The following is a 21,277-nucleotide window of genomic DNA, read 5'->3' as shown; positions in this document are numbered from 1 at the left end:
AGCCTGAGGAAGGGGTCAGGAAGCTTGATGGGACAGAGCCGATTCAAGATCTGGAAAACGAAATACAAAGCCCTGTTGCTCAAGGCGCCTGGGGAAGACACGCTGACCGCCAAGTAACATGTCAGACATCTCACCCAGACCAAGCCGCAAGGCAAACGAGGGTACCTTGAGAAAGGCTGGCCGTTTCGCCTGCCTGGCAAGCGCCTGATGAAATTCACGCTGTGTCACCGGGGTGGGTGCACAAGCATTGAATACACCTTCAATGCCGGGGGTCTCTAATGCCCGCACAAGAATCGCCACCATGTCATCGATATGGATCCAGCTGAGCCACTGATGGCCGTCACCAATCATGGCCCCCAGCCCTGCACGGTAGAGAGGCCAAAGTTTGCCAAGCATGCCTCCATCCCGTCCGAGCACAATACCCGTGCGCACAAGGCACAGCCGAACACCCTGCCGGGAAACCGGTCGAGCTGCCTGCTCCCAGGCATCGCACAGCAAATATCCGAAGTCTTTTTTGCGCGCGGGGCTATCCTCATTCAGCTCCGCATTTCCAGCGTCGCCATAGAAGCCCACCGCTGAACCGGATACCAACACGGCGGGTTTGCGCTCAAGGCGAGCCACCAGGCTGACCAGGCTCTGCGTCACACCGACCCGTGAATCGAACAGTGTCTGCTTGCGGCGATCTGTCCAACGTCCAGCGAACAGGCTCTCGCCTGCCAGATTAACGATGCCGTCAATGCGTTCCTCATTGCTGATGGCATCAAGGGTCTCAACTACCCGACTGTCTTCCGGCAATAGTTTGGAGGCCCGTCGGGGGCGCCGGGTCAAGACAATCAGTTCATGGCCATGGGCAGCCAAACGGCGACAAAGATGCTGCCCAATGAAACCTGTTCCACCTGTGATTAAAATTTTCAACGTGCGGCCTCAAGACTTCGAATGCTGTTCATGTCGTAGAAATATTCCATATTTCCCGCCCCAACCGGAACACTGAGTGTAATATGGTCAGATTCCACCGATTGCAACAACCCGGTTCTCGCCGGGCCTTCATCCGCTGTTACTGTCACGCTCTGGCCAAGCAGGCCACGAAATTTTTCAACCCGAGGGTCATCGGTGTCACTGAAATGAGTGGAGCCCGCCCTTGTTGTACTATCAGCCGAACCCACCTCAGGTACTGCAACCGTCGTCTCAGTCTGTGTATCACCCTTATCCACATTGACTTTTTGGCCACTGCCAAGCACGAGAGATTGCAGCTCATCTTTGGGGAAGCTCCGCTCCACCACGCCACTTCCCACATTGATCTCAATCCATAACCTATTTACAGATACCTTGCGCAAGACACCGTCAATTTTGCGGCCACTGGTCATCTCAAGGACGACAGCCCGATCCACAAACGTTACCAGTTCCGGAAAACTCATCGAAATGGGCTCGAGCTGCGCAGAGGCCTCCAGGGGTTGCTGCTGCCCCGGGGTGGTATAACTCATGCTGCCTTGATCGGCTTCCTTGATCAGCCTTGAAGCCATGGAGCCGGGCTCCACGGACCAGCCAACATCGCTTTTCTCAAGTCGCACGGAACGCTCTTCCTCCGCGCCGTTGGTCAAGACCACCCGGGCTGTCACCTGGCCACTGGATTCCGCCCGACGCAACACAACCTGGCGAGGTGTCACCGTCTCGAGCGCCCCTTCCGGGAATTGGGTGAGCAAATACTGACGAGCCACATAGGCCAGCGTGTCTTCATGATCGAAATGCAGGTCAACAGAGCCATTCAAATAACGAAGGTGGTTGGTATAAGCGGTGAAGTCGCCACTCAGGTAGCTTTTAAAACTGTCCGGCACCACCAGCACCAAAGAGCCTGAAAGCTGGCCGGCATCCAGCGGCGCAAGGGCAAGCTCCATACGATATCCCCCTTTGAAGATCTGGGTTTCCGGATAATCCTTTCCTTCAGGCTTCCAGGAAACATGGACGACAGGGGGGTTGGCTTCTGAAGGAGTCACCAAAAAGTTCTTGCGCTCTGTAATCTCTTCCGGCTTCCAGCCGATCAGCGCGCGCACCTCAAGTTCGGGCAGAAAGCCCTCCCCCTGGCTTGCCGTCAGTACCCCGTCAATCAATGCAACACGATCATAACGAAACTCACGGCCATGAATGCGACCTGAAAGGGCCTTACCCTGCCCTTTGACTACCGCCAGCGCGGCTTCCTCAGAGGTCACAAAAGACGTGGTGGTAGCCATGCTCTCCCCGCGCTGCACCTGGCCGCTCTGGCCACTAACCCCAGCCGCCGGAGGCACCTCGGAGGCATGGGACATGATGAACAGTGCCGTACCTACTGCCGCTGTGAGCACTCCCGCAACACGGGCAAGCGCCCACCAGCGATAGTGCTCCCAGCCCTGCTGTACCTGTCCAAGACTAGCCAGTGGGATCATGAAAAACAGCGCACTGTGACCCCGATGGCTGGCTTCATTCATGAGCCCCAACGTCGTCACAATAATGGTGCTTACCCCAATGATGATCAGCAATTCAGCCATCTTTTTATTCTCTCCGCGTGCCAGCAGTGCCCCTGCAATGGAAATCCATAGATAGGGTCGCAATCCGCTCAGCAAGACCAACCTCTATTGGGTCACTTTACAAAGCCAGCGGCATCCATTCCAGCACTTAAGTGACTGATTTTTCTGAAACACGGGCCAGCATGACTTGCTTCACAGATTCATCGCCCTGAACGCGGCTTTTTTGACCGATAACGTGCCGGGATTGACCAGCCACCCCCCCTCATTACACCGCCGGTCCCCGGCCAGAAAAAAAATACTTGTACGAACGAAAATCAGGGGATATATAGGCGTAGGAACTGTTGTCACTCCCTTGCGTCGTGACAGGAAAGCCCCTTTTCAGGCCGCTTTTCCTCCAATCCTCTCGCAACGGAGTGCCAACAGAACCCCCTGGCGTTGTCGGTTTCCAACAGGTTCCGGCAAACCGAACACAGGTTGTTTGAGGAGGTCAGCACAGGAGGCCACCATGAGTAACCGTCGTAATGAGCAAGACTTTGATTCGGAAGACCTGCTGATGAACGAAGATTTCGATAACCTGGATGATGACATGGAAGAGGACGAGCAGGATGGCGGTAACGCCCGTAGCCGCTCGTTCAACATGGACATGCGTCATCGCATCGAAGATCGTCTGGAGGAACGCCGCCTGCGCAAGGAACTCAATGAATACGAGTTTTTTGAGCTGGACGACGACACCCTTCACTAGGCAGTAACCGACACAAAAACGCTGACAGACCAGTCATGGCGTTCAGGCCTGCGTGCAGCCTGCTGTAACAGCCATTAACGTCATCTTCAGGTCAGGCAATGCGCTTTTGTCAGGTTGCGACCAATAAAAAGGCCGGCTAATTGCCGGCCTTTTTATTTTCGAGCACAACAGCCGTTACCAGCCGGTGAGCTCCTTGAGCGCCTGACCGATACCGGCCGGGTTACGGGTGGTTTTCACACCCGCTGCTTCCAGGGCCGCAAACTTTTCATCTGCAGTACCCTTGCCGCCCGCGATGATGGCGCCTGCATGGCCCATGCGCTTGCCAGGAGGCGCGGTAACACCAGCAATATAGCTCACAACCGGTTTGGTCACGTTGGCCTTGATGTAGGCTGCTGCCTCATCTTCCGCGGTACCGCCGATTTCCCCCACCATGATGATGGCTTCTGTCTGCGGATCGTTCTGGAACAGTTCCAGCGCGTCAATGAAGGTCATGCCCGGGATCGGATCACCGCCGATACCGATACAGGTAGACTGACCGAAGCCCAGCTTGGTGGTCTGGTTAACCGCTTCATAGGTCAGGGTACCGGAGCGAGACACAATACCCACTTTACCCGGCTGGTGAATGTGACCCGGCATGATACCGATCTTGCACTGGCCAGGAGTGATCACGCCCGGACAGTTCGGACCGATCAGGCGCACACCGCCCTTGCGGGTGATGTATTCCTTCACGTAAAGCATATCCAGGGCAGGAATACCTTCGGTAATACAAACGATCAGCTCAATGCCTGCATCGGCAGCTTCCAGGATAGAGTCCTTGCAGAACGCAGCCGGCACATAGATCACGCTGGCCGTAGCACCAGTCTCGGCAACCGCTTCAGCCACAGTGTTGAACACCGGCAGACCCAGGTGAGTCTGACCACCCTTGCCCGGGGTGACACCACCCACCATCTGCGTACCGTACTCGATAGCCTGTTCGGAGTGGAAGGTGCCCTGGCTGCCTGTAAAGCCCTGGCAGATAACCTTGGTGTTCTTGTCGATCAGTACGCTCATGCGGCACCTCCAACAGCTTTCACTACCTGTTCGGCAGCGTCTTCAAAACTTTTTGCGGCGATGATGTTCATCCCGCTTTCGGCCAGCTTTTTGGCGCCCAACTCAGCGTTGTTACCTTCCAGACGAACGACTACAGGAACGGTAACACCCACCTCTTCCACGGCACCAATGATGCCGTCTGCAATCAGGTCACAACGAACGATACCGCCGAAGATATTGACCAGAACCCCTTTTACCTTGTCGTCAGACAGGATGATCTTGAAGGCTTCAGTCACACGCTCTTTGGTCGCACCACCGCCCACATCCAGGAAGTTGGCCGGCGCACCACCCTTGAGCTGCACCAGATCCATGGTGCCCATAGCCAGACCAGCCCCGTTCACCATGCAGCCGATGTTGCCATCCAGCGCTACGTAGTTCAGTTCCCACTCGGCAGCACGACGCTCACGGGCGTCCTCTTGAGAGGGGTCTTCCAGAGCCTTGATTTCCGGATGACGATACAGCGCAGAGCCGTCTACATTGATCTTGGCGTCCAGGCAATGCAGGTTGCCTTCATCAGTGATGACCAGCGGGTTCACTTCGATCAGGGCAAGGTCCTTGTCGATGAACAGCTGTGCCAGACCCACAAAGATCTTGGCGAACTGGTTAACCTGCTTGCCTTCCAGACCCAGCTGGAAGGCAATTTGACGGGCTTGATAGGGCTGCGCCCCAACCAGCGGATCGATTTCTGCACGCAGAATCTTCTCCGGGGTTTCTTCAGCCACGGTCTCAATGTCCATACCACCTTCGGTGGAGGCCATGAAAACGACACGACGGCTGGCGCGATCCAGCACCGCACTCAGGTACAGTTCCTTCGCGATATCAGTGCAGGTTTCTACCAGAATCTTGGAAACCGGCTGACCTTTCTCATCGGTCTGGAAAGTCACCAGGTTCTTGCCCAGCCACTGCTCGGCAAAGGCTGCAGCTTCTTCAGCGCTGTTGACCAGCTTTACACCACCAGCCTTACCACGGCCACCAGCGTGTACCTGGGCTTTCACTACCCACTTGTCACCGCCGATCTCTTTGGTTTTGGCTGCGACCTCTTCTGGAGTGTCGCAAGCGAAACCGGTAGAGACTGGCAGGCCATAATCAGCAAAGAGCTGTTTTGACTGATACTCATGGAGATTCATGCCAATACTTCCATCTGTTGAATGATTCGGCGCCTTTTGGGCACCCTTTTTCGCGTCCGTTCCACGCCGTTACTTTTTGCGACGACGCTGGGCCACATGGATGGCTTTGTAATCCACAGCCAATGCAGCCTCATGAACGGTTTCTGACAGGCTCGGGTGTCCGAACACCATCAACTGCAAATCTTCCGCAGTCGCACCGAACTCCATGGCAATGACGCCCTGCTGTATGAGTTCGGAGGCCTGCGGGCCGACGATATGCATACCGAGAATGCGGTCGGTCTTTTCATCCGCCACAAACTTGACCATACCACCGGTATCCCCAGCGGCCATCGCCCGACCATTTGCCGCGAATGGCACAACGCCGGTCTTGTAGGCCTCGCCCGATTCTTTGACTTCTTCTTCGGTCTTGCCAACCCAGGCAACTTCCGGGTGGGTATAGATAACACCGGGGACCGCGTCGTAGTTCACCTGAGTCGGCTCTTCCATGATGACCTCAGCCACCATGACGCCTTCTTCGATGGCCTTGTGAGCCAGCGCAGGACCACGTACCAGATCACCAATAGCGTAAACCCCGGGGACATCAGTGCGACACTGGCTGTCCACATAGATGAAGTTGCGCTCGTCCAGACTTACCCCCGCATCAGGGCTCAACAAGCCTTCTGTGTACGGGCGACGCCCTACTGCGACAATCAGCTTGTCAAAGCTTTCAGTATGCTCTCCGTCATTGTCGCTGTAGGTCACCTTGACCTTGGTCTTTGTGGTTTCAGAGCCGGTAACACGGGCACCCAGACGAATATCCAGACCCTGCTTCTCCAGCTGCTTATGCGTGTCCTTGGCAATTTGCTTGTCAAGCATGGGCAGGAAGGTATCCACCGCTTCAAGCACTACCACTTCGCTGCCGAGACGGCTCCACACGCTACCCAGCTCGAGACCAATCACACCGGCACCAATCACGCCGAGGCGCTTGGGCACCTTGTTGAATTCCAGGGCACCGGTGGAATCCACGATAAGGTTCTGGTCAACCGGCGCAACCGGAATGTCTACTGGAACCGATCCTGCGGCCAGAATAACGCTCTCGGCCTGCAGTGTTTGTGCATCACCACCGTCCAGCGGCTGGAACTCCACCTGCTTGCCCGCCTTCAACTGGCCTGTACCCTGCAGCCAGGTCACCTTGTTGGCCTTGAACAGCTGGGCAATACCACCCGTCAGGTTTCTGACGATGGTGTCTTTGCGCTTGAGCATGGTATCCAGATCCAGGTCTGCACCCTTGATCTTGATACCGTGATCTGCCAGCGCGGATTCTGTCTCGTGGTATTTCCAGGACGAATCAAGCAGTGCCTTGGAAGGGATACAGCCCACATTCAGGCAGGTACCACCGAGTGCCGGCTCATCATGCTTGTTGATCCGCTTTTCGATACAGGCAGTGTTGAGGCCAAGCTGCGCGCAGCGAATGGCGGCTACATAACCACCAGGGCCACCACCGATGACAATAACGTCAAATTTATCAGACATGTTCTTTCCTCTCGGGAAACCACCTCACACTACGTGAGCAGCGTGAGGCGTGTTGCGTGCGGCATTGATCAGATATCCAGCAGCAGACGAGCTGGATCTTCGATGAAATTCTTGACCGCGACCAGGAACTGTACCGCTTCCTTGCCGTCGATGAGACGGTGATCATAGGACAGAGCCAGATACATCATCGGCAGAATTTCCACCTTGCCATCCACCGCCATCGGACGCTCCTGGATCTTGTGCATACCCAGGATCGCAGTCTGCGGCGGATTAAGGATCGGCGTGGAAATCAGGGAGCCGAATACACCACCGTTGGAGATGGTAAAGGTTCCCCCCGTCATTTCCTCAATGGAAAGCTTGCCCTTCTGCGCCTTCTGGCCGAAGTCGATGATCTGTGACTCCACTTCCGCCAGACCTTTCTGATCTGCATCACGAATCACCGGCACCACCAGGCCACGGTCGGTTGATACCGCCACACCCACATCGTAGTAACCGTGGTAAACGATATCATCACCATCAATGGACGCGTTCACGGCCGGGAAGCGCTTCAACGCTTCCACGCAAGCGCGGGTAAAGAAGCCCATGAACCCAAGACGCACGCCGTGTGCCTTCTCGAACTCAGGCTGGTAATTCTTGCGCATCTCCATGATCGGCTTCATGTTCACCTCGTTAAAGGTGGTCAACATAGCCGCATCCTGCTGGGCAGAAACCAGGCGCTCAGCAATACGTTTGCGCAGGCGGGTCATGGGCACCCGGCGTTCTTCTCTCTCGCCAGGTGTAGCCGGCACATCCACAGTGGCGGGCTGCTGAGGAGCGGGCTGGCTTGCACGCTGCTCGGCCTTGTTGCTAATAGCCTGCTCGACATCCTGCTTGGTAATGCGGCCACCCTTGCCAGTACCTGTTACCTGGCTGGCCGCCACACCATGCTCACTCATCAGCTTGCGGGCCGCAGGGCCTGCCTGGTCAGAGGCACTGTTGTCTTCAGTAGCGGCGGCTTCGTCAGCCGCTGCAGGTGCAGACTCCTCGGCCGGGGCCGCACTGGCAGCAGGGGCAGAAGCAGAACCGGCTGCACCTTCTTCAAAGTGAGCCAGGACCTGCTGGCTTTCGACGGTGTCACCTTCAGGTGCCAGAATCTTGCTCACCACGCCATCTGCGGGCGCCACTACTTCCAGAACTACTTTGTCAGTTTCAATATCAACCAGCAGTTCGTCACGTTTTACCGCTTCGCCTTCCTGCTTGTGCCAGGTGGCCACGGTGCCATCCGCTACGGATTCGGGAAACTGCGGGGCTTTGATGTCAGTCGCCATGACTAATCCTTATTTACTTGATCTCGAAGGCGTCCTGAACCAGACGCTGCTGTTGTTCGATATGAAGAGCCATTGAGCCGGCCGCCGGTGCGGCAGCCATTTCACGGCCTGCGTAATGGACCTGCGCGACGCCTACCTGATAGGCAACCCGATACATATGATGCTGGGAACAGTACCAGGCGCCCTGGTTCATCGGCTCTTCCTGGCACCACACCAGATGCTTCAAATTCGGGTAGCCAGACAGGACTTCGGCCAGTCGCTGCTCAGGGAACGGATAGAGCTGCTCAATCCGCACGACCGCAGTATCGGTTCGCCCTTCTGCTTCGTGCTTTTCAAGCAGGTCGTAGTAGACCTTGCCGGAGCACATCACCACCCGATTGACCTTCTTGGCATTCAGGTCGCCCACATCATCCAGCACGGTTTCGAACTTGCCGGTAGCCAGATCGTCCAGTGTGGAAATCGCTTTCTTGTGACGCAGGAGGCTCTTCGGACTCATGATCACCAGCGGCTTGCGCAGCGGGCGAATCGCCTGACGACGCAGCAAATGGAAAATCTGGGCCGGGGTGCTGGGCACGCAGACTTGCATGTTGTGCTCGGCACACAGCTGCAGGAATCGTTCCAGACGTGCAGAGGAGTGTTCCGGCCCCTGCCCTTCATAGCCATGAGGCAGCAGCATGGTCAGACCACACAAACGTCCCCACTTGGACTCACCTGAGGAGATGAACTGGTCAATCACCACCTGAGCACCATTGGCGAAATCACCAAACTGTGCCTCCCAGATCACCAGGGATTTGGGGGTCGTTGTGGCGTAGCCGTATTCAAAACCCAACACAGCTTCTTCAGAGAGCAGTGAGTCATAAAGATCAAAGCGCGGCTGATTGTCATCCAGATGCTGAAGCGCCACATGACGCTCACCATCCTTCTGGTTATGCAGCACGGCATGACGATGGGAGAAAGTGCCTCGACCACAGTCCTGGCCGGTCAAACGGACATTGAAGCCCTGATCCAGCAGGGTGGCGTACGCCATGATCTCGCCATAACCCCAGTTCAGGGGCATGGCACCCGCCGTCATCTTGTGGCGGTCTTCAAGGATCTTCTTCACCTGCCGCTGCGCCACGAACCCTTCCGGCAGCGACTCCATGCGAGTGGCCAGCGTCTGGATTTTCTTCAGCGGGTAGCCGGTATCCCAGTCATCTTCAACCTGATGTCCCAGGTAGGGGGACCAGTCAACGAACAGCGCCTTGTTAGGCTCACGCACCAGAGATTTCACTACGTGGTTACCGGCATCCAGCATGTTGCGGTAATCATCGGCCGTCTTCTGGGCTTCCTGTTCACTGACAACCCCTTCATTGATCAGGCGCTCAGCGTACAAGGTCCGGGTGGTCGGGTGACTCTTGATCTTCTTGTACATCAGCGGCTGGGTACCAGACGGTTCATCCGCCTCGTTATGGCCCAGTCGGCGATAGCAGATCAGGTCGATTACCACATCCTTCTTGAACTGCATGCGGTAATCCACCGCCAGCTGAGTCACGAAGTACACTGCTTCCGGGTCATCCGCATTCACATGGAAAATCGGTGCCTGGACCATCTTCGCGACGTCGGTGCAGTATTCAGTGGAACGAGCATCTTCACGCTTGGATGTGGTGAAGCCGACCTGGTTGTTGATGATGACATGCAGGGTGCCGCCAGTGTAGAAACCGCGGGTCTGGGACATCTGGAATGTCTCCATGACTACACCCTGACCGGCAAACGCCGCATCACCGTGAATCAGAATAGGTACAACCTGCTCACCCGCCACATCGTTGCGACGGTCCTGGCGGGCACGTACCGAACCCTCTACCACCGGAGACACGATCTCCAGGTGAGACGGGTTGAAGGCCATGGCCAAGTGAACTTCGCCACCAGAGGTCAGCACGTTGGAGGAGAAACCCTGATGATATTTCACGTCACCGGAGCCGGATTCGATAAAGCTCTTGCCATCGAACTCTTCAAACAGGTCCTTGGGGCTTTTGCCGAGGGTGTTCACCAGCACATTCAGGCGGCCGCGGTGGGCCATGCCGATGACCATCTCCTTGGCGCCGTAGCTACCAACCCGCTGGATCATTTCGTCCATCAACGGAATCAGTGACTCACCACCCTCAAGGCCAAAGCGCTTGGTACCCGGATATTTGCTGCCCAGATACTTTTCCAGCCCTTCTGCAGCGGAGAGACGCTCGAGGATATGAGCCTTGATGTCCTGTCCGTACTCGGGATGACTGCGCACACCTTCCATGCGCTGCTGCAGCCAGCGCTTTTCGGCGGTGTTGACGATATGCATGTACTCAGCGCCAACGCTGGAGCAATACGTCGTCTGCAGACAGTCTACGATTTCACGGAGAGTGGCTTCGGGCTTGCCAATAAACAGGTTGCCGGTCTGAAAGACGGTATCCAGATCTGCAGGACTCAATCCGTGATGCGCCAGCTCAAGATCAGGAACAGCTTCGCGCTCCATCAAGCCCAGCGGATCCAGCTTGGCCACCTGGTGGCCCCGGTTACGGTAGGCCGCGATAAGATGCAGCACACGTACCTGGCGACGCTCGTGCTCTGTGCTGACAGCACTGGCGCCGAACTTCTGTACGCGGGAGCGATTCTTGGCCTGAAGCAGGAAATATTCACGCACGGCCGCATGGGGAACGTCTGATTCGACGGCGGCATCTACGCTGGGGAGCTTTTCGAAATAAACGCGCCAGTCTTCCGGCACGGAATTGGGATCGGTCAGATAGGATTCGTACAGTTCATCGACATAGGCAGCATTGGCTCCTCCAATGTGTGAGGACTGCCATTGACGCTGCATGGAACTGTCTTGCATTTTTGCTCGTTCCTTCCGCGGGAATTGTCACACAACTGTGGTTGATGTAACCGCGACCACAGGGGGAATGACCCTGTTCCCGTACGCTTCTGATTGTCAGGAGCAACGCCTTTTAAGCCCTGCCCCCCCCTTGAGTACAGTAAAGGCCGAAAACCCTGGTGGAGGCTATCGGCCTAACGCTGACTCGCATTCGAGGGATTACCTCGAACGGCACCTAGTGTAGCCCTTTTATTAAGGTTTTGTTAGACGCCGAACTCATAAAACATGTTATGAATGGATTTCCATCTGACCTCAATTGGCAAAACGTCGAATAGACAGTTCAAAAGGGTCAAATCATGGCCACCCATAAACAAAAAAGGCGGCCAATTGGCCGCCTTTCCTGATGGGTCAGATACCCCGTTCCAACAGCATGGAACGAATGTGACCGATGGCCCGTGTGGGGTTCAACCCCTTCGGGCAAACGCTGACACAGTTCATAATGCCGTGGCAGCGGAACAGGCTGAAGGGGTCGTCCAGCTTGGACAGACGCTCTTCAGTTGCTGTGTCACGGCTATCCGCCAGGAAGCGGTAGCTCTGCAACAATGCTGCCGGACCCAGGAACTTGTCCGGGTTCCACCAGAAGCTCGGACAGCTGGTAGAACAGCAGGCACACAAGATACATTCATACAAACCGTCGATCTTGGCACGCTCTTCCGGAGACTGCAGGCGCTCGATGGCCGGAGCCGGCGAACTGTTCTGCAGGTACGGCTGCACCTTCTCGTACTGGTTGTAGAACATGCCCATGTCCACCACCAGGTCACGAATGACCGGCAGACCCGGCAGCGGGCGCAGGATCAAGGGCTTCTTGCCTTCGAGTACACCCGGAGCCACCTGGGACAACGGGGTGATACAGGCCAGGCCATTCTTGCCGTTCATGTTCATACCGTCAGAGCCACATACACCCTCACGGCAGGAGCGACGATATGCCAGAGACTGGTCCTGCTCTTTTACCAGAGCCAGGATGTCCAGAACCATGAGATCTTTACCCTGGGTATCAACCTCATACTCCTTCATGCTCGGCTCGCGGTCCGTCTCCGGATTGTAGCGATAGATACTAACTTTCATCGTAATACTCTCCGTTAGTAGGTCCGAGCCTTGGGCTGGAAGGTGTCGACAGTCTTCGGCTTGAAGTTCACGTCGCGCTTGCCCAGCTTTTTGGCTGTCGGGTCGAAGATGGAGTGGCACAGCCAGTTCTCATCGTCACGATCCGGGTAGTCGTAACGGGAATGGGCGCCACGGCTCTCGGTACGACCTTCGGCAGCAATTGCAGTCGCTTCAGCCACTTCCAGCAAGTTATCCAGCTCCAGCGCTTCAATTCGCGCGGTGTTGAACGGCTTGCTCTTGTCTTCCAGGTGAGCGTTGGCGATACGCTTGCGCAGGTCAGCCAGCTTGGCCACACCTTCCGCCATCAGGTCACCCTTGCGGAATACACCGAAATGGTTCTGCATCACGTTCTGCAGCTCCTTGCGAAGGGCAGGAACGGATTCGCCACCGGTGGAAGATTCCCAACGGTTCAGACGCGCCATGGCCTGGTCGATGTTGGCATCGGTCGGCTCGTACTGGGTCATGCCCTGACGAAGCTGATCTTCGATGAACAGACCGGCTGCACGACCGAATACCACCAGATCCAGCAGCGAGTTACCGCCCAGACGGTTCGCACCATGTACAGACACACAGGCTACTTCACCCACCGCGAAGAGACCGTTAACGAACTGATCCTCACCTTCGTGGCCGCCAGACAGCTTGATCGCCTGACCGTGAACGTTAGTGGGGATACCACCCATCATGTAGTGACAGGTCGGTACAACCGGGATCGGCTCCTTCACCGGATCGGTCTGGGCGAAGGTAATGGCCAGTTCACAGATGCCCGGCAGGCGGCTGTGCAGCACTTCTTCACCCAGGTGGTCCAGCTTCAGGAATACGTGGTCGCCATCCGGACCGGCACCGCGGCCATCCAGAATTTCCATCATCATGGAACGGGCCACAACGTCACGGGACGCCAGATCTTTTGCGTTAGGCGCGTAACGCTCCATGAAACGCTCGCCGTCCTTGTTGATCAGGTAGCCACCCTCGCCCCGGCAACCTTCGGTTACCAGTACACCTGCACCGGCGATGCCGGTCGGGTGAAACTGCCACATTTCAATGTCCTGAACCGGAAGGCCTGCACGCAGGGCCATGCCCACGCCGTCGCCAGTGTTGATCAGGGCATTGGTGGTGGAGGCGTAAATACGGCCTGAACCACCGGTGGCAAAAACGGTTGCCTTGGCCTTGAAGAACACGGTCTCGCCGGACTCGATGTCGATGGCGATGACGCCACAGACATTGCCTTCATCGTCCTTAACCAGTTCAGCGGCGTACCACTCATTGTAGAACTGGGTGCCGTTCTTCAGGTTCTGCTGGTAAAGAGTGTGCAGCAACGCGTGACCGGTACGGTCAGCAGCGGCACAGGTACGGGCAGCCTGGCCACCTTCACCGAAGTTCTTGGACTGACCACCAAACGGACGCTGATAGATGCGCCCTTCTTCAGTACGAGAGAACGGCAGGCCCATGTGGTCCAGCTCGAACACCGCTTCAGGGCCTACATTACACATGTACTCGATCGCGTCCTGGTCACCGATGTAATCGGAGCCCTTGACGGTATCGTACATGTGCCAGCGCCAATCATCGTTGGGATCGGCAGACGCGATCGCACAGGTGATACCCCCCTGGGCGGATACGGTGTGCGAACGAGTCGGGAAAACTTTGGAAATCAGCGCAGTCTTGAAACCGGACTGGGCCATCTGCAGTGAGGCGCGCATACCGGCACCACCACCACCTACGACGATAGCGTCAAATGTAATAGTGCGAATGGACATGGATTACGCTCCTCCCCAGATCAGAACCAGACCCCAAAGCAGGTAAACAACCAAAGCCAGAGCGATAGCCAACTGAGCAATCAGGCGAACGCCGGTAGCGGCTTTACCAAAGGTCAGGCTGGTCAGGTAGTCAGTGGTTACGCCCCACAGGCCTACCCAGGTATGTGCAGCAACGGAAATTACCAGCAGAGTGTTGGCAATCTGCATGCAAACGGAACCCATAAAGGACTTCCAGCTGCCGTAATCCAGGTCGCCAGTGGACATCAGATAGCCCAGCATGCCGATCAGGTACACACCAATAATGACAGCGGAAACTCGCTGAATGAGCCAGTCGTACAGGCCATTTCGGCCAAGACTAGTAACAGGGGTTACCATATCCAACCTCCTACCAGCAGAATCAGCACCGCAGAGATGATGAAGACCAGTTTGGCGCCACGGCGGCCGCCTTCCAGGGTTTCACCAACGCCGGTGTCCATAACAAGGTGGCGGATACCAGCCACCAGGTGATACAGCAATACAGCCAGAATGGCCCATACCACCAGCTTCACCAGCGGGGAGGTCATCAGTTCTTTCAGGTCCGCAAAGCTCTCGGGAGACGCCAGGGAGCGATCCAGCATCCACAGCAGAATCGGCAACGCCAGGAAAATGGCAACGCCGGTTACACGGTGGGTAATGGATGCTATAGCCGTGACCGGGAACTTGATCGTGCTCAGATCGAGGTTAACGGGTCGCTTGTCGTTCACGGTAGCCTACTTATAGCCGGGCCCCATACATGCGGGGCGGTTGTCGGGAACTTGGTAGCGTAGCTGAGATCAAAAAAATCCGACTCTGATCTCAACAAGCTGCCGGGCCGGGGTGGGCCCTTCCATCAGAATGCCACCAGGCGCTCTGACGGGCGGCAGTATATCGCCGCAACTTGCGCAAAACAAACAGTGCGCACCATTTATGTACGCAGCTGTATATCTAACGCGTTGATTTTAAATGATGCCCATCATAGGAGCGTGAAAATTCTCACTGCACCATGATGGCGCAGAATTGTGCCACAACCGTAACACGCTGTTTACCCTACAAAAGTCTGACCCGCAAGTTCCCCGGTTCGCGTTGACAAAGGTGTGTCAAAACTTTACCTTCCACCGCGCTTTGGAGGACCTTCCTTGCCTTGATGAAGTTTGCACTGCTACTTCGCAGGAATGTTCCCTGTCCGCCAATGGAGAGATTCCCATGACCGAGAAGAAAGCCACTCTTAATGTAGAGGGTAAGGATCTAGACCTTCCTATCTACTCCCCGACTCTGGGCCGCGACGTTATCGACGTGTCCTCCCTGGTAGCCAACGGTGTCTTCACTTTTGACCCGGGCTTTACCTCCACCGCTTCCTGCGAATCCAAGATCACCTTCATCGACGGTGAAGTAGGCAAGCTGCTGCATCGGGGCTACTCCATCGAGGAGCTGGCAGGCAAATCCGATTACCTGGAAGTGTGCTATACCCTGCTGTACGGTGAACTGCCATCTGCAGAACAGAAAGAAGAGTTTGTGAGCACGGTGAAGAACCACACTATGGTTCATGAGCAGATCCGCAACTTCTTCAACGGCTTCCGTCGCGATGCGCACCCGATGGCCATCATGTGTGGTGTGGTTGGCGCCCTGTCTGCCTTCTATCACGACTCTCTGGACATCAATAACCCGCAGCATCGTGAAATCACCGCGTACCGTCTGATTGCCAAGATGCCCACCATCGCGGCCATGTGCTACAAGTACGCTCTGGGCCAGCCCTTCATGTACCCACGCAACGACCTGGGTTACGCAGAAAACTTCCTGCACATGATGTTCGGCAACCCGTGCGAAGAATCCAAGATCAGCCCCACCCTGGCCAAGGCCATGGATCGCATTTTCATCCTGCACGCTGATCACGAGCAGAACGCCTCTACCTCTACCGTGCGTCTGGCTGGCTCCTCCGGTGCAAACCCGTTCGCCTGTATCGCTGCTGGCATCTCCGCCCTGTGGGGCCCGGCACACGGCGGCGCCAACGAAGCTGTACTGAACATGCTCGATGAGATCGGCTCCCTGGATAACATCGATGCCTACATTGCCAAGGCCAAGGACAAGAACGATCCGTTCAAGCTGATGGGCTTCGGTCACCGCGTTTACAAGAACTACGACCCGCGCGCCACCGTAATGCGTGAGTCCTGCCACGAAGTTCTGGCGGAACTGGGCGTGAACGATCCGCAGCTGGAACTGGCCATGAAGCTGGAAGAGATCGCCCTGAGCGACCCCTACTTCAAAGAGAAGAAGCTGTTCCCGAATGTGGACTTCTACTCTGGCATCATTTTGAAAGCCATTGGAATTCCGACGTCCATGTTCACTGTTATCTTTGCCCTGTCTCGTACCGTGGGCTGGATTGCACACTGGAACGAAATGATCTCCAATCCGTACAAGATTGGCCGTCCGCGCCAGCTGTACACCGGCGAAGCCGAGCGTCCTTTCGTTCCGGTCAACGAGCGCAAGTAAGCGCAATGTTGTCGCCAAAAAAACCGCCTTCGGGCGGTTTTTTTTATGCCTGGGCCCCGCCAACAAGACAGTCTGATACTGCAAAATTAACAGCCTTCATTTGCTTAGCCTCCTTCTCCATGCAAGCATCTTCCTTCCGCTTGCAAACGAACAGAAGCCCCCATGAAAAAAATTATCGCGCTACTGATTATTGCCGCCCTGGCAGGCTACCTGCTGTTCTGGCCTGTACCCATTGAGCCCGTTGCCTGGCAGGCACCTGAAGCCCCCAAACTGGAGGGCCGTTATGCCAGCAACAGCGCACTGGCCAACATCACTACGCTTGCCCTCGGGGAAGGTAGCGGGCCTGAAGATGTCGCCATCGACAAAGAAGGCAGCCTTTACGTCGGCTATGATGATGGTCGCATTGTCCGTTTCAATTCCGAAGGGAAAGAACCGGACCTGATCGCGAATACCCAGGGCCGCCCGCTTGGTCTCGACTTTGACCCCGAAGGCAATCTCATTGTGGCCGATGGCTACAAAGGGCTGCTGAGCATTTCCCCCAGTGGCGCCATCATGCCCCTATCTACCACCCTTGATGGTATCGACTACGGCTTTACCGATGATGTGGATGCCGATAGCAACGGGGTTCTTTACTTTACCGACGCGTCCAGCAAATTTGGCCCAGCCATGAAAGCCCGCGATGACGTGCTTGAACATGGCGGCCATGGACGACTGATTCGATATGACCCGGCCCGCGAGCACGCGGAACTCCTGCTGGATGGCCTGCAATTTGCCAATGGCGTGGCACTCTCGAAAGAGGAAGACTTTGTGCTGGTGAATGAAACTGGCAGCTACCAGATCGTTCGCTACTGGCTCAAGGGCGAGAAGGCCGGTACTCATGATGTGTTCTTCGAAAACCTGCCCGGCATTCCGGATGGCATTTCCTCTAATGGTGACGGCACCTTCTGGGTTGCCTTGTTCAGCCCGCGTAACGCCCTGCTGGACGCCCTGTCCGACAAGCCTCTGTTACGCAAGGTTGCCTTCCGGCTGCCACAGTTCCTGCAACCCCAGCCCGTTCATTACAGCTTTGTACTTGGCTTGAATGAGCAGGGAGACGTCACTCATAACCTGCAATACAACGGTGACGGCGCCTTTGCCCCGATTACCAGTGTTGAGCAACATGGCGAGACTCTCTACCTCGGCAGCCTCACTGAGCCCCGGTTTGCCGCCTACCAGCTGGGTGCACCGGAAGGCCGGGAGGAAACCGCACAATGACGATCAAGGTCGCCTTTATCGGTCTCGGCACCATGGGCTATCCCATGGCAGGCCACTTGGCAAATGCCGGCATGTCAGTGACCGTATTCAATCGCACCGCCAGCCGAGCCGATCAGTGGATACAGGATTACCCAGGAGCCTGCGAGAAGACGCCCGCAGCGGCTGCCTGTGGCGCCAGCATGGTCTTCGTCTGTGTCGGCAACGATGATGACTTGCGCCAGGTCACCCTTGGCAAGGGCGGCGTTCTTGAAAGCCTGGAGCCTGGCGCCATCCTCATTGATCACACCACGGCCAGTGCGGCCATGGCCCGCGAACTGGACGCTGCCTGCCGCGAACAGCAGGCACATTTCATTGATGCGCCTGTTTCAGGTGGCCAGCAAGGGGCCGAGAATGGCCAGCTCTCGATCATGTGCGGTGGCCAAGCAGCCACCTTTGAGCAGGCAGCACCTGTGCTGCAACACTATGCCCGGGCCTGCAGCCTGATGGGGCCTGCCGGTAGTGGTCAGCTCACCAAGATGGTCAACCAGATCTGTGTTGCCGGGCTGGTAGAAGCACTCGCCGAAGGCATGGCGTTCGCCCAAAACGCAGGGCTTGATGCCGACAAGGTATTCGATACCATCAGCCACGGCGCCGCCTCCTCGTGGCAAATGATCCATCGCCACAAGACCATGCTCGCCGATGAGTACGAGCACGGATTTGCCGTGGACTGGATGCGCAAAGACCTGGAAATGTGCCTGGAAGAGGCGGCCAACAATGGCACAGCCCTCCCTGTTACCCGTCAGGTGAATGACTTCTACCGTGAGATCCAGGCCATGGGCGGCGGACGCTGGGACACATCCTCGCTGCTGCGAAGACTCAGAGAAAAGGGAGAGTAACCCTCTGCAGGAAGCGCGGCTTCGGGTCGCCCGGGCTGAGCCCATACAGAGTCCAAATTTGCGTATTGATCCTCGCTTCCTGTCACTCCGCTCTGATAACGCCGCCCCGATCTTGGGCAGACTTGCCAACGCCCCGCCTGCTCCCGGCACACCATGCCTTTATTTTGTGCACGCCCCACCCGTCGCCCAACCATTTATAAATGCCTATATATAGACATTTATCTGGCAATGGATCATAATTGGACACATATTGTACGGGAGGCACCATGCAAATCGCCGACAACACCTCACCCCTCAGTCTGGATGACAGCGCTCGCCATGCCGCGCTACGTGCGGTACTGAACATTCTCGCTCTCTGGCAATGCAGCGAAAAAGAGAAAATGGCGCTACTGGGGGTAGGCCGCTCTACCCTTCACAAGTATCAAGCTCAGCCGGACAGCGCCCGGGTCAGCCAGGATTTGCTTGAACGTCTCAGCTATCTGCTCAATATCCATCAGGCGCTACGCACCCTGTTCGGCAACCCGGAGAACGTTTACGGCTTTGTCCGCATGGCCAACCACAATGCCTTCTTCAATGGCGCCTCTCCCATGGACATCATGACAGGTGGCACGGTGGCTGCCCTCTACGAGGTACACCGGCAACTGGACAGCCTGCGAGGCGGCCAATGGGGGTAAATATCAACGATTTGCCACACACAGCATTTCAGCAACAGACGGCCTACCGACTGGTGAACAGCAAGTACCCGCCCATTCATATCTTTGATGATGTGGCCGATCAAACAGATTTCGACGCCCTGTTTGCGGTTCAGGCCCTCACCAATCCGCGACTGCAGCAACAGGTCGGGCAGCTCAACCGGGTACCGGAAGAACAACGCCCGTGGGGTATTCCCGGCTGTAACTATGCTCTGGGGCCGTTTGTCCATATCAACCCGGCAGGATCGCGATTTTCAAACGGTGATTTTGGTGTTTACTACTGCGCCGACCACATCAATACCGCCATCGCCGAAACCCGCTATCACCAGCAACGCTATTTTCAGAACATCGACGGACTCAAGTATGACCGGATTGTCATGTGCGGCCTGAGAACCGCGTTTAGCGCCCACCTGGTAGACATTACCCCTGCCGATGACTATACCCACTGGCACGCTAGCGAGGATTACTCTGAAGCCCAACGGTTAGGAGCCAATCTCCGCCAACGCGAGGAGCCTGGCATTCACTATGAATCCGTGCGTTCCCCGGGCAACGCCTGCTTCGCCTTGCTCACCCCCAAACCGATCAGTGAAGTGATTCCCACCAGCCATTATGAATACGTCTGGGATGGTGAAAAAATTGCCCATACCTTGACCATTCGCCGCTTGAGCTGAGCCCGGTTACCGGCCTATTCTGAGGATTCCACGGAGGCCACCATGACAGCTTCGCAGCCACTCAGCGCCATTTGCCTGGATCTGGCTGGGGTGTTCTATCAAGGGCCACATGCCCTGCCAGGTGCACGGGAAGCGCTGATACGGCTCCGTGCCACAGGCCTCCCCTTGCGCTTCGCTACCAATACCTCCCAGCGCAGCCGTGCACAGATACTCAACGATCTGGCCAGTCTGGAACTGGAAATCGACCCAGAGGAGTTATTCACCGCCCCCCAGGCCGCCCACGATTACCTCTCGCAACACCAGTTACACCCCTACTGCCTGATACACCCCAATCTGAAAAAGGAGTTTATCGATCTTCAGGCTCAGCCCGCCAATGCCGTACTGGTTGGCGACGCAGGCAAAAAATTTGATTATCAGCACCTTGATACAGCCTTTCGACTGCTTCACAGCGGCGCCCCCCTGATCGCCATAGGTGACAACCGTTACTACCAGCTGGATGACGGCCTTCACCTGGATGCCGGGCCCTTCGTCCGGGCCCTTGAATATGCCAGCGGGCAAACGGCCATTATCGCCGGCAAGCCTGCACCCACTTTCTTCGAGCAGGTAATGGCCAGTCTTGGCACCACTCCCGAAGAAACACTCATGGTGGGTGACGATATCCATGGCGACGTGGAAGGCGCCCTGAATAGCGGCATGCAGGCGTGCCTGGTGAAAACAGGAAAGTACCGCGAGGGAGACGAGGACAGAATTGGCGGCAACTTCCTGCTCCAACCCGACATCCTGGCTCTGGCCAGGCATATCAGCGACGTCACTGGAGCATAAATGCGTCGCCTGGAGCCGGGCTAAGAATGGCGTGGTGCGTGAAGCCTGCTAAAGCCGCAGAGGGGCCAATAAAAAAGCCCCACTCTTGCGAGTGAGGCTTCTTTATGTGGCGTCCCCTAGGGGAGTCGAACCCCTGTTACCGCCGTGAAAGGGCGGTGTCCTAGGCCACTAGACGAAGGGGACGTATTTGGTGGAGCTAAGCGGGATCGAACCGCTGACCTCAACACTGCCAGTGTTGCGCTCTCCCAGCTGAGCTATAGCCCCAGGTACCAGTGAGACAATGTGCGTCTCGGTAGGTGCGGCGTATTCTACCGGCCACCCCCAACCTGTCAAGCGCCAACAGGTGCTTTTTTTCAGAATGCAGTCTGTTTGCCTACATTCTGGGCAAGTTGCTGAAAAACTGGACAAAAGCAGTAGCGAGTGACGAGTTTCGAGTTACGA

The 21,277-nt window shown here is 56.5% G+C and carries 18 protein-coding genes and 2 tRNA genes; 7 read left to right on the top strand and 13 right to left on the bottom strand.

All coding sequences use genetic code 11. The annotated features are described in order from the left end of the window. Positions 1 to 15 precede the first annotated feature (15 nt). Positions 16 to 915: a TIGR01777 family oxidoreductase gene (locus tag GFN93_RS10990; protein WP_153501132.1), complete on the bottom strand. Its 900-nt coding sequence runs from the start codon at positions 913 to 915 to the stop codon at positions 16 to 18. Continuing rightward, positions 912 to 2,519: a hypothetical protein gene (locus tag GFN93_RS10985; protein ID WP_153501131.1), complete on the bottom strand. Its 1,608-nt coding sequence runs from the start codon at positions 2,517 to 2,519 to the stop codon at positions 912 to 914. Before GFN93_RS10985 ends, GFN93_RS10990 begins: the two co-directional genes overlap by 4 nt. Before the next feature lie 484 nt (positions 2,520 to 3,003). Between GFN93_RS10985 and GFN93_RS10980 the strand changes: the two genes are divergently transcribed. Further along, a complete protein-coding gene (locus GFN93_RS10980) occupies positions 3,004 to 3,240 on the top strand; it encodes a PA3496 family putative envelope integrity protein (protein WP_153501130.1) in 237 nt (78 codons plus the stop codon). Between the two features lie 174 nt (positions 3,241 to 3,414). Here the strand turns inward: GFN93_RS10980 and sucD are convergent, their stop codons facing one another. The 9 genes from sucD to sdhC all read right to left on the bottom strand — a co-directional run bounded on the left by sucD (position 3,415) and on the right by sdhC (position 14,760). Then, entirely contained in the window at positions 3,415 to 4,290 is an 876-nt protein-coding gene (gene sucD / locus GFN93_RS10975) for a succinate--CoA ligase subunit alpha (protein WP_035229130.1), read from the bottom strand. Further along, the gene (gene sucC / locus GFN93_RS10970) at positions 4,287 to 5,456 is read right to left on the bottom strand and encodes an ADP-forming succinate--CoA ligase subunit beta (RefSeq protein WP_153501129.1); all 1,170 of its coding nucleotides are present in this window, start codon (positions 5,454 to 5,456) and stop codon (positions 4,287 to 4,289) included. The genes sucD and sucC overlap by 4 nt, the downstream gene beginning before the upstream one ends. A 69-nt stretch (positions 5,457 to 5,525) precedes the next feature. Next, positions 5,526 to 6,968 carry a dihydrolipoyl dehydrogenase gene (gene lpdA, locus GFN93_RS10965; RefSeq protein ID WP_153501128.1) on the bottom strand — a complete coding sequence of 481 codons (1,443 nt, stop codon included), beginning with the start codon at positions 6,966 to 6,968 and terminating at the stop codon, positions 5,526 to 5,528. 68 nt (positions 6,969 to 7,036) lie between these two features. Beyond that, the gene (gene odhB / locus GFN93_RS10960; protein WP_153501127.1) at positions 7,037 to 8,275 is read right to left on the bottom strand and encodes a 2-oxoglutarate dehydrogenase complex dihydrolipoyllysine-residue succinyltransferase; all 1,239 of its coding nucleotides are present in this window, start codon (positions 8,273 to 8,275) and stop codon (positions 7,037 to 7,039) included. Between the two features lie 13 nt (positions 8,276 to 8,288). After that, positions 8,289 to 11,123 (bottom strand): 2-oxoglutarate dehydrogenase E1 component, encoded by a 2,835-nt coding sequence (locus GFN93_RS10955; RefSeq protein ID WP_153501126.1) that lies wholly within the window; start codon positions 11,121 to 11,123, stop codon positions 8,289 to 8,291. Positions 11,124 to 11,510: 387 nt separating this feature from the next. Beyond that, a complete protein-coding gene (locus tag GFN93_RS10950) occupies positions 11,511 to 12,227 on the bottom strand; it encodes a succinate dehydrogenase iron-sulfur subunit (protein WP_153501125.1) in 717 nt (238 codons plus the stop codon). A gap of 14 nt (positions 12,228 to 12,241) precedes the next feature. Beyond that, entirely contained in the window at positions 12,242 to 14,017 is a 1,776-nt protein-coding gene (gene sdhA / locus GFN93_RS10945) for a succinate dehydrogenase flavoprotein subunit (RefSeq protein WP_153501124.1), read from the bottom strand. A 3-nt stretch (positions 14,018 to 14,020) separates the two neighbouring features. Next, complete coding sequence (gene sdhD, locus GFN93_RS10940; RefSeq protein ID WP_153501123.1) at positions 14,021 to 14,392, bottom strand: succinate dehydrogenase, hydrophobic membrane anchor protein; 372 nt, start codon at positions 14,390 to 14,392, stop codon at positions 14,021 to 14,023. Then, entirely contained in the window at positions 14,386 to 14,760 is a 375-nt protein-coding gene (gene sdhC, locus GFN93_RS10935; RefSeq protein WP_328594538.1) for a succinate dehydrogenase, cytochrome b556 subunit, read from the bottom strand. Before sdhC ends, sdhD begins: the two co-directional genes overlap by 7 nt. Positions 14,761 to 15,238: 478 nt before the next feature. Between sdhC and gltA the strand changes: the two genes are divergently transcribed. From gltA to GFN93_RS10905, 6 genes are all read left to right on the top strand, one after another. After that, the gene (gene gltA / locus GFN93_RS10930; RefSeq protein ID WP_153501122.1) at positions 15,239 to 16,522 is read left to right on the top strand and encodes a citrate synthase; all 1,284 of its coding nucleotides are present in this window, start codon (positions 15,239 to 15,241) and stop codon (positions 16,520 to 16,522) included. Between the two features lie 162 nt (positions 16,523 to 16,684). Beyond that, positions 16,685 to 17,776 (top strand): SMP-30/gluconolactonase/LRE family protein, encoded by a 1,092-nt coding sequence (locus GFN93_RS10925; RefSeq protein WP_153501121.1) that lies wholly within the window; start codon positions 16,685 to 16,687, stop codon positions 17,774 to 17,776. Beyond that, a complete protein-coding gene (locus GFN93_RS10920; RefSeq protein ID WP_153501120.1) occupies positions 17,773 to 18,651 on the top strand; it encodes an NAD(P)-dependent oxidoreductase in 879 nt (292 codons plus the stop codon). The genes GFN93_RS10925 and GFN93_RS10920 overlap by 4 nt, the downstream gene beginning before the upstream one ends. A 266-nt stretch (positions 18,652 to 18,917) precedes the next feature. Beyond that, positions 18,918 to 19,325, top strand: a complete 408-nt coding sequence (locus tag GFN93_RS10915) for an MbcA/ParS/Xre antitoxin family protein (protein ID WP_153501119.1) — start codon at positions 18,918 to 18,920, stop codon at positions 19,323 to 19,325. Beyond that, complete coding sequence (locus GFN93_RS10910; RefSeq protein ID WP_153501118.1) at positions 19,316 to 20,014, top strand: RES family NAD+ phosphorylase; 699 nt, start codon at positions 19,316 to 19,318, stop codon at positions 20,012 to 20,014. Before GFN93_RS10915 ends, GFN93_RS10910 begins: the two co-directional genes overlap by 10 nt. 42 nt (positions 20,015 to 20,056) lie before the next feature. Next, positions 20,057 to 20,836, top strand: a complete 780-nt coding sequence (locus GFN93_RS10905; protein WP_153501117.1) for a TIGR01458 family HAD-type hydrolase — start codon at positions 20,057 to 20,059, stop codon at positions 20,834 to 20,836. 107 nt (positions 20,837 to 20,943) lie between these two features. Here the strand turns inward: GFN93_RS10905 and GFN93_RS10900 are convergent. Together GFN93_RS10900 and GFN93_RS10895 are read right to left on the bottom strand one after the other, a co-directional pair. Next, positions 20,944 to 21,019 (bottom strand) — tRNA-Glu (locus GFN93_RS10900). Positions 21,020 to 21,024: 5 nt separating this feature from the next. Then, positions 21,025 to 21,100, bottom strand: a tRNA-Ala gene (locus tag GFN93_RS10895). Between the last annotated feature and the right edge of the window lie 177 nt (positions 21,101 to 21,277).

The sequence above is a fragment of the Alcanivorax sediminis genome (assembly GCF_009601165.1).
GTDB classification, from domain to species: domain Bacteria; phylum Pseudomonadota; class Gammaproteobacteria; order Pseudomonadales; family Alcanivoracaceae; genus Alcanivorax; species Alcanivorax sediminis.
The sequence above is the reverse complement of the archived record's forward strand: the minus strand, read 5'-3'. Positions and strand labels throughout refer to the sequence as shown.